At 73.0% G+C, this 12,544-nt stretch carries 14 protein-coding genes; 10 read left to right on the forward strand and 4 right to left on the reverse strand.

Annotation, left to right across the window (positions count from 1 at the left end):
* Positions 1–44: 44 nt before the first annotated feature.
* Positions 45–1,385 (reverse strand): D-arabinono-1,4-lactone oxidase, encoded by a 1,341-nt coding sequence (locus tag CP977_RS26025; RefSeq protein ID WP_062751830.1) that lies wholly within the window; start codon positions 1,383–1,385, stop codon positions 45–47.
* On the reverse strand, positions 1,324–2,589 hold the full coding sequence (locus CP977_RS26030; protein WP_062751829.1) for an MFS transporter: 1,266 nt from the start codon (positions 2,587–2,589) through the stop codon (positions 1,324–1,326). Before CP977_RS26030 ends, CP977_RS26025 begins: the two co-directional genes overlap by 62 nt.
* Positions 2,590–2,809: 220 nt before the next feature.
* Between CP977_RS26030 and CP977_RS26035 the strand changes: the two genes are divergently transcribed.
* Positions 2,810–3,937, forward strand: coding sequence for a ferrochelatase (locus CP977_RS26035; protein WP_062751828.1), 1,128 nt, complete (start codon positions 2,810–2,812; stop codon positions 3,935–3,937).
* A 61-nt stretch (positions 3,938–3,998) separates the two neighbouring features.
* Complete coding sequence (locus CP977_RS26040) at positions 3,999–4,808, forward strand: inositol monophosphatase family protein (protein WP_062751827.1); 810 nt, start codon at positions 3,999–4,001, stop codon at positions 4,806–4,808.
* Positions 4,809–4,917: 109 nt separating this feature from the next.
* Here CP977_RS26040 and CP977_RS34210 read toward each other — a convergent pair whose 3' ends face one another.
* On the reverse strand, positions 4,918–5,091 hold the full coding sequence (locus CP977_RS34210) for a hypothetical protein (protein ID WP_167308975.1): 174 nt from the start codon (positions 5,089–5,091) through the stop codon (positions 4,918–4,920).
* A gap of 348 nt (positions 5,092–5,439) precedes the next feature.
* Here CP977_RS34210 and CP977_RS26045 point away from each other — a divergent pair, with 348 nt between their 5' ends.
* The 4 genes from CP977_RS26045 (at position 5,440) to CP977_RS26060 (ending at position 9,078) form a co-directional block, all read left to right on the forward strand.
* Positions 5,440–6,093: a response regulator transcription factor gene (locus tag CP977_RS26045; protein WP_030211224.1), complete on the forward strand. Its 654-nt coding sequence runs from the start codon at positions 5,440–5,442 to the stop codon at positions 6,091–6,093.
* A 4-nt stretch (positions 6,094–6,097) separates the two neighbouring features.
* On the forward strand, positions 6,098–7,336 hold the full coding sequence (locus tag CP977_RS26050) for a sensor histidine kinase (RefSeq protein ID WP_062751826.1): 1,239 nt from the start codon (positions 6,098–6,100) through the stop codon (positions 7,334–7,336).
* 395 nt (positions 7,337–7,731) lie between these two features.
* Complete coding sequence (locus CP977_RS26055) at positions 7,732–8,028, forward strand: DUF4193 domain-containing protein (protein ID WP_003955561.1); 297 nt, start codon at positions 7,732–7,734, stop codon at positions 8,026–8,028.
* A 12-nt stretch (positions 8,029–8,040) separates the two neighbouring features.
* Complete coding sequence (locus CP977_RS26060) at positions 8,041–9,078, forward strand: hypothetical protein (RefSeq protein ID WP_062751825.1); 1,038 nt, start codon at positions 8,041–8,043, stop codon at positions 9,076–9,078.
* Positions 9,079–9,112: 34 nt separating this feature from the next.
* On the opposite strand, the gene CP977_RS26065 is transcribed toward CP977_RS26060, so the two are convergent.
* Complete coding sequence (locus CP977_RS26065; protein WP_062751824.1) at positions 9,113–9,625, reverse strand: DUF3093 domain-containing protein; 513 nt, start codon at positions 9,623–9,625, stop codon at positions 9,113–9,115.
* A gap of 58 nt (positions 9,626–9,683) precedes the next feature.
* Between CP977_RS26065 and CP977_RS26070 the strand changes: the two genes are divergently transcribed.
* The 4 genes from CP977_RS26070 to CP977_RS26085 all read left to right on the forward strand — a co-directional run bounded on the left by CP977_RS26070 (position 9,684) and on the right by CP977_RS26085 (position 12,456).
* Entirely contained in the window at positions 9,684–10,268 is a 585-nt protein-coding gene (locus CP977_RS26070) for a PaaI family thioesterase (protein ID WP_030211231.1), read from the forward strand.
* Positions 10,268–10,780 carry a dUTP diphosphatase gene (gene dut, locus CP977_RS26075; protein WP_062751823.1) on the forward strand — a complete coding sequence of 171 codons (513 nt, stop codon included), beginning with the start codon at positions 10,268–10,270 and terminating at the stop codon, positions 10,778–10,780. Before CP977_RS26070 ends, dut begins: the two co-directional genes overlap by 1 nt.
* Before the next feature lies 1 nt (position 10,781).
* Positions 10,782–11,540, forward strand: coding sequence for a DUF3710 domain-containing protein (locus CP977_RS26080; protein ID WP_062751822.1), 759 nt, complete (start codon positions 10,782–10,784; stop codon positions 11,538–11,540).
* A 187-nt stretch (positions 11,541–11,727) separates the two neighbouring features.
* Positions 11,728–12,456 (forward strand): ABC transporter ATP-binding protein, encoded by a 729-nt coding sequence (locus CP977_RS26085; protein ID WP_062751821.1) that lies wholly within the window; start codon positions 11,728–11,730, stop codon positions 12,454–12,456.
* The last annotated feature ends 88 nt before the right edge of the window (positions 12,457–12,544 follow it).

The following is a 12,544-nucleotide window of genomic DNA, read 5'->3' on the forward strand; positions in this document are numbered from 1 at the left end:
CACGCACCCGCGTGGCGGCCGTTTTCGCGCTCGGCGGGGCGCTCTCAGTCGCCCAGGATCCGCCGCAGGTGGTCGTTGGCGAAGAGCCGGTCCGGGTCGAGCCGGTCGCGCAGCGCCGTGAACTCGGCGAAGCGCGGGTAGACCTCGGAGAAGTAGGCGGCGTCGCGGGTGTGCAGCTTGCCCCAGTGGGGACGGCCCCCGTGCGCCGTCATGATGCGCTCCACCGCGGTGAAGTACGCCCGGTGGGGCGTCCCCTTGTAGAGGTGGACGGCGATGTAGGCGGTCTCCCGGCCCTCGGCCGTGGACAGCGCGATGTCGTCCGCCGGGGCCGTGCGCACCTCCACGGGGAAGCTCACCTTGAGCGGCGACCGCTCGACCATCGCCTTGACCTCGCGCAGCGCGGCGACCGCGGCCTCGCGCGGCAGCGCGTACTCCATCTCCACGAAGCGCACCCGGCGCGGGGAGGTGAAGACCTTGTACGGGATGTCGGTGTACGTACGGGCCGACAGGGCCCGGCTGGAGACCTTGGCGAGGGCGGGGACGACCGGCGGCACCGCCCTGCCCAGCGAGCAGGCGAGCTGGAAGACCCCGTTCGAGAGGAGTTCGTCCTCCACCCAGCCGCTGATCCGCCCGGGAGGGGCGGCGGGGCCCGCGCTGCGGTTGTTGCGCTTGGTGTTGCAGTTGTCCGTGTGGGGGAACCAGTAGAACTCGAAGTGCTCGTTCTCCGCGTGCAGCGCGTCGAACTCCGAGGTGACCCGGTCGAAGCTCATCGGCTCCTCGCGCGCGGTGAGCAGGAAGACCGGCTCCACCGCGAAGGTGATCGCGGTGACCACGCCGAGGGCGCCGAGCCCGATCCGGGCGGCCGCGAAGACCTCGGGATTCTCCTTCTCCGAACAGGTCAGCAGCTGCCCGTCGGCCGTCACCAGTTCGAGGGCGCGGATCTGCGCCGCTATCGACGCCGAGTCGCGGCCCGTGCCGTGGGTGCCGGTGGAGACGGCCCCGGCGACGGTCTGCTCCATGATGTCGCCCATGTTCGTGAGCGACAGGCCCTCCCGGGCCAGCGCCACGTTGAGCCGCTTCAGGGAGGTGCCCGACTCGACCGTCACGGTCATCGCCTCGCGGTCGATCCGCCGGATCCCGGTCAGCAGCCCCGGCCGGATCAGCACGCCGTCGGTGGCCGCGATCGCGGTGAAGGAGTGGCCGGTGCCGACCGTCTTCACCCGCAGCCCGTCCTCGGCGGCCCGGCGCACCGCCTCGGCGAGCTCCTCGGCCGAGGCCGGGCTCACCTCGCGGACCGGCCGGGAGGTGACGTTCCCCGCCCAGTTACGCCACGGACCGCTCGCCGTCCTGCTGCTCCCCGACCCCGCTGTGGTCGTCCCGCTCACGCTGCCCCTCCCGCTTCGGCGCCGGCGTGCGCAGCCGGCGGTGTCCGAGGAGACCCACCACGACCGCGGCCGCGCCCGAGACGACGGGCACCACGTACCCCGCCTCCGCTCCCGACGCGTCGACCACCCAGCCGGCGGCCGAGGAGCCGAGCGCCACGCCGATCGCGAGACCCGTACCCGTCCAGGTCATGCCCTCGGTCAGCTTGGTGCGCGGTACGTGCGCTTCGACGAGGGCCATCGTGGTCACCATCGTAGGTGCGATGGAGAGGCCCGCGACGAAGAGCGCCACGGCCAGCAACGGCAGGTTCCCGGCCAGTAGGAGGGGGATCATACTCACGGCCATCGCGCAGACGCCCAGCAGCCACCTGCGGGACGGCTCGCCCTTGAGGTGGAGCAGCCCGAAGACGGCCCCGGCCAGGCAGGAGCCCAGCGCGTAGACGGCCAGGACGAGGCTGGCGGCGGCCTTGTGCCCCTGCTCCTCGGCGAAGGCCACGGTCACCACGTCCACCGAGCCGAAGACGGCGCCGGTGGCGACGAAGGCGAGGACCAGGACCCGCAGACCGGGGGAGCGGAGCAGGGAGGCGTCCCGCTCGCCGCCCCGCCGGGGGTGCGGCCGGGGCTCCGTGGCGCGCTGCGCGGTCAGCCAGAAGACGCCGATCGCGAGGAACACCCCGGCGAGCAGCGGACCGGCCTCGGGGAACCAGGTCGTGGACAGGCCGATGGAGATGATCGGGCCGAAGATGAAGCACACCTCGTCCACGATCGACTCCCAGGAGTACGCCGTGTGCAGGCTCCGCCCCTCGCCCCGGTAGATCTCCGCCCAGCGGGCCCGGATCATCGCGCCGACGCTCGGCACGCAGCCGATCGCGGCGGTGAAGAGGAAGTACGTCCAGTCCGGCGCCCCCCGCTGCACGCAGAGGAGGAGCCCGGCGCCCGCGGCCAGCGACACCAGCGTCACCGGCCGGAGCACCCGGCGCTGCCCGTGCCGGTCGACCAGGCGCGAGACCAGGGGGCCGAGGAACGCGGCGGACGCCGCGAGCGTCGCCGAGAGCGCGCCGGCCAGCCCGTACCGGCCGGTGACCTGCGAGATCATGGTGACGATGCCGATGCCCATCATGGACAGGGGCATCCGGCCGAAGAACCCGGCGACGGAGAACGACGCCGCTCCGGGCGCCGCGAAGATCGCGCGGTAGGGACTGGGCAAGAGGGTCTCCGGAATCTCCGTGCTTCGGAGCTGGCTCCGCGCGACGACTCGTCACGCGCCCCTGCGCGACCGCCGGGCACGTGTAGTTAACAGCTAAAGCCTACGGCTTTGAACTGAATGGGTCACCCCCCTTTTCGGACGGCCCGCGCCGACGCCCGCCGACACCCCTTCCGACGGGCCGCGCCACCCGCCCCCGGGCCCGGGTGGGAGGATCGGTGCCATGTCCGATCAGCACGATCCCGCCCCGTACGACGCCCTGCTGCTGCTCTCCTTCGGCGGTCCCGAGGGCCCGGACGACGTGGTCCCGTTCCTGGAGAACGTGACGCGCGGCCGCGGCATCCCGAAGGAACGGCTCAAGGAGGTGGGGCAGCACTACTTCCTCTTCGGCGGCGTCTCCCCGATCAACGACCAGAACCGCGCCCTCCTCGACGCGCTGCGCAAGGACTTCGCGCAGGCCGGACTCGGCCTCCCGGTCCACTGGGGCAACCGGAACTGGGCGCCGTACCTCACCGACACCCTCCGGGAGATGGTCACCGACGGACGGCGCCACATCGCCGTCCTCACCACCAGCGCGTACGCCTCGTACTCCGGCTGCCGCCAGTACCGCGAGAACCTCGCCGACGCGCTCGCGACCCTGGAGGCCGAGGGGCTCCCGCTGCCCCGCGTCGACAAGCTCCGCCACTACTTCAACCACCCCGGCTTCGTCGAGCCCATGACCGAGGGCGTCCTCGCCTCCCTCGCCGACCTCGACCCCGCCGTGCGCGACGGCGCCCACCTGGCCTTCACCACGCACTCCATCCCCGACTCCGCCGCCGACACCTCGGGACCGGCCACCGGGCACGGCGACGGCGGGGCCTACGTGCGCCAGCACCTCGACGTGGCACGGACGATCGCCGACGCCGTCCGCGAGCGGACCGGCGTCGACCGCCCCTGGAAGCTCGTCTACCAGTCCCGCAGCGGCGCCCCGCACATCCCGTGGCTGGAGCCCGACATCTGCGACCACCTGGAGGAGCTGCACGGCGCCGGGGCGCCCGCCGCCGTCATGGTCCCGATCGGCTTCGTCTCCGACCACATGGAGGTCCTGTACGACCTCGACACCGAGGCCACGGCCAAGGCGGCCGAACTCGGCCTGCCCGTCCGGCGCTCGGCCACCGTCGGCTCCGACCCCCGCTTCGCCGCCGCCGTCCGCGACCTCGTCCTGGAGCGGGCCGCGACAGAGCGGGGGACCAGGGTGGAGCGGTGCGCCCTGGGCGCCCTCGGACCCTCCCACGACCTGTGCCCCATCGGCTGCTGCCCGGCAAGGACGGAACGACCCGCGGCGGCCGGCGCCGACAGCCCCTACGCATAGGAACCCCGCCCGTGCGGGTGAAGCAGGTGACCAAGTGAAGCCGTACGCGCAAGGAGATCCCATGACCGAGGTTCCCGACCCCCTGCTCACCGAACTGCGCGAGCTCGCCCTGGAGGCCGCCCGGCGGGCCGGAGCGCTGCTGCGCGACGGCCGGCCCGACGACCTGGCCGTGGCGAGGACCAAGTCGAGCCCCATCGACGTGGTCACCGAGATGGACATCGCCGCCGAGAAGCTGATCACCGACTTCCTCGCCGAGCACCGCCCGCAGGACGGCCTCCTCGGCGAGGAGGGCGCCGCCACCCCCGGCACCAGCGGTGTCCGCTGGGTCATCGACCCGCTCGACGGCACCGTGAACTACCTCTACGGCCTGCCCACCTGGGGCGTCTCGATCGCCGCCGAACGGGACGGCGAGACCGTCGTCGGCGTGGTCGAGGCCCCGATGCGCGGCGAGACCTACCACGCGGTCCTCGGCCGCGGCGCGTACGCGGGGGACCGGCGGCTCGCCGTCCGCCCCTCGCCCGCGTTCGACCAGGCCCTGGTCGGCACCGGCTTCGCCTACGTGCAGACCCGGCGCGCCCACCAGGCCGAGGTGGCCCGGCAGGTGATCCCGCGCGTCCGCGACATCCGGCGCGGAGGCTCGGCCGCCCTCGACCTCTGCGACGTCGCCGCGGGCCGCCTCGACGCGTACTACGAGCGCGGCCTCAACCCCTGGGACCTCGCGGCGGGCGCGCTGATCGCCCGCGAGGCGGGCGCCCTGACCGGCGGCCGCCCGGGGGAGCCGGAGTCCGGCGACCTGACGGTGGCGGCCTCCCCGGGCCTCTTCGCACCCCTCCAGGAGCTCCTGGAGGAGCTGGGGGCCTGGCACGACTGACCCCGTCCCGCACGCCCCGTACATCCCGTACGGGCGAGGGCCCCGGTGCCGTCCGTGGCACCGGGGCCCTCGCGCGGGCGTACGGCTCCGCCGGTGGGAGCGGGCGGGGTCAGGCGCCCGGCGCGGCCACCTCCACACCGTGCTCGGCGGCCAGGCGGTGCAGGTCCTCCAGCTCCGCCTGCTCCACCTCCACCAGGTAGTCGTCTCCCGTCTCACGCGCCCGCGTGAGGTCCGTCTGCGTGGTCCTGATGCGCTGCAGCAGGCCGGCGGTGAAAGCGTCCATCGTGCGCCCCCTCGTCATGGGTCGAGTGGCACGGGGGTGTGCCGAGGGTGGGTCGGATCACGCACCGTGGTCTCTGGGGGACAGAGAGCGCCGGGTGGTACGCCACATACAGGGCGTGATCGCGGGGTGTGCAGTCGTCCTCCCCAGCCCTTTCCCCGGGGAAACCTCAACTGGCCCGCGAATCAGGTGAATTCTCGGCGCCCCTCGGCGGGGTCCCGCCCGCCCCGGGCCCGCACCGCCGCCTTACAGCCGGTTTACGCGCGTACGGGGCAGGATGGACACCCACAGTCAGCTCAGGTACCGGCCGGTCCCCGTCCCGGGTCGCGGCTCAACGGAAGGATGTACGACGTGCGCGTACTCGTCGTCGAGGACGAGCAGCTGCTCGCCGATGCGGTGGCCACCGGACTGCGCCGGGAGGCCATGGCCGTCGACGTCGTGTACGACGGAGCGGCGGCCCTGGAGCGCGTGGGGGTCAACGACTACGACGTCGTCGTCCTCGACCGCGACCTGCCCCTCGTGCACGGCGACGACGTCTGCCGCCGGATCGTCGAGCTGGGCATGCCCACCCGCGTCCTGATGCTCACCGCCTCCGGCGACGTCAGCGACCGCGTGGAGGGCCTGGAGCTGGGCGCGGACGACTACCTCCCCAAGCCCTTCGCCTTCACCGAGCTCACCGCGCGCGTGCGGGCCCTCGGCCGGCGTACGACCGTCCCCCTCCCGCCCGTCCTGGAGCGCGCCGGCATCAAGCTCGACCCGAACCGCCGCGAGGTCTTCCGCGACGGCCGCGAGGTCCAGCTCGCGCCGAAGGAGTTCGCCGTCCTGGAGGTCCTCATGCGCAGCGAGGGCGCCGTCGTCTCGGCCGAGCAGCTCCTGGAGAAGGCCTGGGACGAGAACACCGACCCGTTCACCAACGTGGTCCGCGTCACCGTCATGACCCTGCGCCGCAAGCTCGGCGAGCCCCCCGTCATCGTCACCGTGCCCGGCTCCGGGTACCGGATCTGAGCCCATGGCCACCACCCCAGCGCCCCACCCCCAGGCGCCTCCCAAGCCGACCTGGGACCCCAGGGACCCGGTCCGCCCGCTCCTGCGCCCGACCATCCGGATACGGCTCACCCTGCTGTACGGCGGGATGTTCCTGATCGCGGGCATCCTGCTGCTCTCGATCATCTACCTCTTCACCGCGCAGGCCCTCAGCGACAGCGCGGCCCAGCTGCCCTTCAAGGTGGTCGACGGCACGGTCCAGCCGACCACCTCCTGGTGCGAGCTGCCCGTGAAGAGCACCGGCGACCAGCTCAACGACGCCGTCACGCTCTGTCTGCGGCACCAGGGCGACCGGGCCCTGGAAGACCTCCTGCGCCGCTCGCTCTTCGCCCTGCTGGGCCTGAGCATCATCGCCTTCGCCTTCGGCTACGCCATGGCGGGACGGGTGCTCTCCCCGCTCGGCCGGATCACCCGCACCGCCCGCCAGGTGGCCGGCTCCGACCTGTCCCGGCGGATCGAGCTGGACGGCCCGGACGACGAGCTCAAGGAGCTGGCCGACACCTTCGACGAGATGCTGGAGCGCCTGGAGCGGGCCTTCACCGCCCAGCAGCGGTTCGTCGCGAACGCCTCGCACGAGCTGCGGACCCCGCTCGCGATCAACCGCACCCTCCTGGAGGTGCACCTCTCCGACCCCGGGGCGCCCGTGGAGCTCCAGCAGCTCGGCAAGACCCTGCTCGCCACCAACGAGCGCAGCGAACAGCTCGTCGAGGGCCTGCTGCTGCTCGCCCGGAGCGACAACCAGATCATCGAGCGCAAGGCCGTCGACCTCGCCGAGGTCGCCGAGCGGGGCATCGACCAGGTGCACGCGGAGGCCGAGGCCAAGGGCGTCGAGATCCGGGGCGAGCGGGCACCCGCCGTCGTCCAGGGCAACGGCGTCCTGCTCGAACGGATCGCCCTGAACCTGCTCCAGAACGCCGTGCGGTACAACGTGCCGGAGGGCGGCTGGGTGGAGGTCGCCACCGAGGTCGAACACGGCCGGGCGGTGCTGCTCGTCTCGAACACGGGACCCGTGGTCCCCGCGTACGAGATCGACAACCTCTTCGAGCCGTTCCGGCGGCTCCGGCAGGAGCGGACCGGCAGCGACAAGGGGGTCGGGCTCGGCCTGTCGATCGCCCGGTCCGTGGCCCGCGCCCACGGCGGCCGCATCATGGCGGAGCCCCGCGAGGGCGGCGGCCTCGTGATGCGCGTCACTCTGCCGATCTGACACACTGCACGTGCCGACCGGTTCCGTTCGCTTTGCGCGGAATTCCGTGACCTCACTCCTGAGACGCTCATGTGTGATCGATCACAGGAGGGGGTGTGCGGACACCCACTCTCCGTGACGGGTAAATCCCTCCGAAAACCGGGAAAAGTCCGGGTTTCCGGGCCCCTGAATGACGGGAAGTACACGGGGTGGCACCCGCGAGGGACGCCCGCGGGACCGTGTACGGTCCGGTTCGCCACCCGAAGCCGATCACTCGTGAGAGGGCGCGACGGGTGTCGATTGAGTAACAGACCTTGATGTGAGGCAAAATCTCCGCCTCAGGTCGGGCACAAGTCCGACCTCTCACGCGTTACGTGCGCTGGAGACACCGCAACCACCCAGAGGGGGAGAGCGACATGGCAACGGATTACGACACCCCACGCAAGACCGACGACGACGTCGACTCGGACAGCCTTGAGGAACTGAAGGCCCGCCGGAACGACAAGTCGACCTCGACCGTCGACGTCGACGAGTTCGAGGCCGCCGAAGGCCTGGAGCTTCCGGGCGCCGACCTCTCGAACGAGGAGCTGGCCGTCCGGGTCCTGCCCAAGCAGGCGGACGAGTTCACCTGCATGAGCTGCTTCCTCGTGCACCACCGGAGCCAGCTGGCCCGGGAGAAGAACGGTCAGCCCATCTGCCGCGACTGCGACTGAGAACGCTCGGCCGTGGCAGGCGACACACCGTCCCGGAAGCGGCGTCTGCGGCTCCCCGGGAGCTCGCGGACGGACAAGGGCGGACCAGGCCCGGCAGAGGGCGCCCAGGAGGCCCCCGACGCCGAGCCCACCGCCTCCCTGCCCTCCCTCGGCGCACGTGACGACGAGCGGGGCCTACCGGCCTCGCTCGAAGCGGTCACCGCACCGGAGGCGGCACCCCTCCCCGCGGAGCGGGGCACGGGGCAGGACGACGGGTCGCCCGTCGAAGCACGACGAGCCGGGCGCCTCGACGCCGTCAAACGGCTCGCCGACCCCGCACGGGGCCGGCTCGACAGACTGAAGATCGACCCCGACCGGATCGACGCCGTCCGGCGCGGCGTCGCGCAGGGCGTGAAGCGCGGCGGAGACAGCGCCAGGGCCGGCATCGGTCATCTGGCCGACCGGCTGATCGACCTCGCCCCGCGGATCCCCGTCCGCGACCTGGCGACCCTGCGCAAACAGTTCCCCGGGCTCGGCCCCGAGGAGATCGCCGACAAGCTCGTCACCGGCGCGGCGAACGCCTCCTCGACCGTGGGCGCCGGCATCGGCGCCGCCGCCATGCTCCCGGTCCCCCCGGCCATGCCCGCCGAGCTGGCGGCCGAGATCACCGGCGTCGCCGCCGTGGAACTCAAACTCATCGCCGAACTGCACGAGGTGTACGGACTGCGGCCCCCCGGCCGGCTCACCCAGCGCTCGGCGGCCTATCTGACCTCCTGGGCCGAGGAGCGGGGCATCGACCCCACCAAGCCCACCACCGTCAACGCGGCGCTCGGCGGACAGCTCAAACGCGAACTGCGCCAGCAGATCATGAAGCGCATGGTGCGCAACCTGCCGAACCTCATGCCGTTCATGGTGGGCGCCGCCGTCGGCGCCGTCATGAACCGCCGCGACACCAAGAAGCTCGCCTCGCGCATCCGCAAGGACCTGCGCGAGCGCCAGATCCCCTGGGACGCCCTCCCGGAGCTGCCCCCGCTGGAGCAGCCCGAGAACCCCGAGGAGCTGGGCTTCTAGGCCCCCTGCGCCGCGTGGGCGGCACCTTCGGCATTCAGCCCTCGGTGCCGGTCCGTACGGCCTCGACGGCCGCCTCCAGGGCCTCCGGCTCGCGAGTGGACAGGTACACGTACGGCGTCGGGTCCGCCGGGTCCGTCACCTCGATCCGCACCGCCCGCGGCACGTAGCTGCGCATCAGCATGAAGGCGCGCGGATCGGCCTTGTGCGTGCGCCAGGCGCGCGCCTCCTCCGCGTCGAGGACCTCGACCGCCCCCAGGGCGGAGACCGGGATCCGCGCGTCCCCCGCCACCAGCGAACCGGCCACCACCCGGACGCGGGCGGAGCCGTACGAGGAGACCGCGGCACCGGCGAGCACCGCCGCCACGATCAGACCGCCCAGCATCGGGACCGTGCCGAACGGGAACATGATCAGACCGCCCGACAGGCCGAGCAGGCCCGCGATCGCCCACCAGGAGCCGGGCGCCGTCAGCCGCTCGTCGAAGCGCGGCGCGGCCGGGGCGGCGGAGGACTCGGGGGAGGGGGCCGGGGACGGTACGGAAGGCTGCATGCGTCCAAGCTTGGCACGGCGCGACCCGCGTCCGTCCGCGCGGGTAAGGTCTGCGCCTGTGACTGCAACATCTGCCGCCCTCACCCCGCCGGCCGACGCCATACCGCCGGTACGCCACCCCGACGCACCGGCCCCCGGCGAGCTGCTCGGCTCGCACTACGGGCACTGTTTCGGATGCGGCGGCGGGCAGCCCCACGGCCTCCACCTGGAGGCGCGGGCGGGCGAGGGCGTGACCGTCACCGCCGAGTTCACGGTCACCGCCGACCACCAGGGCGCCCCCGGCCTCGCGCACGGCGGCGTCCTCGCCACCGCGCTCGACGAGACCCTCGGCTCCCTCAACTGGCTGCTGCGGGTCATCGCCGTGACCGGACGCCTGGAGACCGACTTCCTCCGGCCCGTGCCGGTCGGCACCGTGCTCCACCTGGAGGCCGCCGTCACCGCCGTGCACGGCCGCAAGCTCTACTCGACCGCCGTCGGCCGGATCGGCGGGCCCGAGGGCCCCGTCGCCGTCCGCGCCGACGCCCTCTTCATCGAGGTCAAGGTCGACCACTTCATCGACAACGGGCGCCCGGAGGAGATCCGGGCGGCCATGTCCGACCCCGACCAGGTCAGGCGCGCCCGCGCCTTCGAGGTGAACCCCTGATGCGCAACCCCGTCGACGTACTGATCCGGCGCGTGGACCCCGAGGTCCCCATCCCGGCCTACGGACACCCCGGCGACGCCGGCGCCGACCTCGTGACCACGGAGGCCGCCGTCCTGGCCCCCGGCGAGCGCGCCGTCCTGCCCACCGGCGTCTCCCTGGCCCTCCCCGACGGGTACGCCGCCTTCGTGCATCCCCGCTCCGGCCTCGCGGCCCGCTGCGGAGTGGCGCTCGTGAATGCCCCGGGGACGGTGGATGCCGGGTACCGTGGAGAGATCAAGGTGATCGTGGTCAATCTCGACCCGCGCGAGAGCGTGCGGTTCGAACGATTCGACCGGATTGCCCAACTCGTCGTCCAGCAGGTCGAGAAGGTGCGCTTCCACGAGGTGGCGGAACTTCCCGGTTCGGCGCGGGCCGAGGGGGGCTTCGGGTCCACCGGCGGCCACGCCGCCGTGGACGGCACCACGGGTGGGAATCGATACGCTTCGGTCGTATCCGACCGGGAAGGACAGTGACGTGTTCGGACGTCGCAAGAAGAGCGGTGCCGCCGAGGACGCGGCGGGCGAGGCCGAGCAGGTCGTCGACGCGGTGGAGGACGAGGACGCGGCCGCGCCGCGCCGGGTGAACCTTCCGCCCGCGCCCCGGCCCGACGGGCCCTGGGACATCTCCGAGGTCACCAAGCCCGACGAGGGCCGCGTGGACCTCGGCGGGATCTTCGTACCCGGCGTCGAGGGCATGGAGCTGCGGGTCGAGGTGGCGGGCGACGCGATCGTCGCGGCCACCGTCGTGCTGCGCGACAGCGCCGTGCAGCTCCAGGCCTTCGCCGCCCCCAAGAACGAGGGCATCTGGGGCGAGGTCCGTGACGAGATCGCCACGGGCATCGTGGAGCAGGGCGGTGTCATCGACGAGGTCGAGGGACCGCTGGGCTGGGAGCTGCGCGCGCAGGTCCCCGTGCAGCTGCCGGACGGCAACCGGGGCGTGCAGCTCGTGCGCTTCGTGGGCGTCGACGGGCCCCGCTGGTTCCTGCGCGGAGTGATCTCCGGGCAGGGCGCGGTCCAGCCCGAGGCGGCCGGCCTCCTGGAGCAGATCGTCCGCGACACCGTGGTCGTCCGCGGCGACGGCCCGATGGCCCCGCGCGACCCGATCGTCCTCAAGCTGCCGAACGACGCGCAGATGGTGCCGGACGGCGTGCAGCAGGAGGAGCAGGAGAACTCCCGCTTCTCCGGCGGCATGGGCCAGCTCCAGCGCGGCCCGGAGATCTCCGAGATCCGCTGAACGACGGGCTGCGGAAGCCCATGGACAAGGCCGGTGGGCCGTCCCCCGACCGCGCGGTCGGGGGACGGCCCACCGGCGTTTTCCGCCCTCCCCCGGTTGTCCACAGGCCGGAGCCCCGCCCCTGGCCCTCCGGCCCCGCGCCGGACCATACTGGCGAGCGCACACGTTCGAAGAGGGGGAGCACACGGTGAGCGAGAGCAGCACGGGGTCCGCGACGGCCGTCGTCGAGGACCCGGCGGACCGGCCCATGGTCCGCGTCGAGGACCTGCGCCGCTCGTACGGCACGGGCGAGGCCGCGGTCCACGCCCTGCGCGGCGTCTCCTTCGACATCCCGCGCGGCGAGCTCGTCGCGCTCAAGGGCCGCTCCGGCTCCGGCAAGACGACCCTGCTCAACCTCGTGGGCGGCCTCGACAGCGCCGACGGCGGCCGGATCGTCATCGACGGCACCGACCTCTCCACGCTCGGCGAGAGCGGGCTCCTGGAGCTGCGCCGCGACCGGATCGGCTTCATCTTCCAGTCCTTCGGTCTCCTCCCGATCCTCTCCGCCGCGGAGAACGTGGGCGTCCCCCTGCGGCTGCGCAGGGCCGACCCGAAGGAGCGCGAGGAGCGGGTGGCCCTGCTGCTCGGACTGGTGGGCCTCGCCGACCACGCGGCCCAGCGGCCCGGCGAGCTCTCCGGCGGCCAGCAGCAGCGCGTCGCCATCGCCCGCGCCCTCGCCAACAGGCCGGCCCTGCTCATAGCCGACGAGCCGACCGGCCAGCTCGACGCCGAGACCGGCCTCGCCGTCATGCAGCTGCTGCGCGCGGTGGTCCGCAGCGAGGGCTGCACGGCCCTGGTCGCCACCCACGACCCCCAGCTCCTCGGCCTGGCGGACCGGGTCCTGGAGCTGCGCGACGGCGAGATCCTGGAGACCTGAGGCTTAGGGCCTGTCCGGCATCAGGATCACGTCAATACCGCCCCGGACCGTTCTCCGCGTGCGGGGCGTCCGATCGGCTGGACGTATG

It is taken from the genome of Streptomyces cinereoruber (assembly GCF_009299385.1).
Classification (GTDB): Bacteria; Actinomycetota; Actinomycetes; order Streptomycetales; family Streptomycetaceae; genus Streptomyces; species Streptomyces bikiniensis.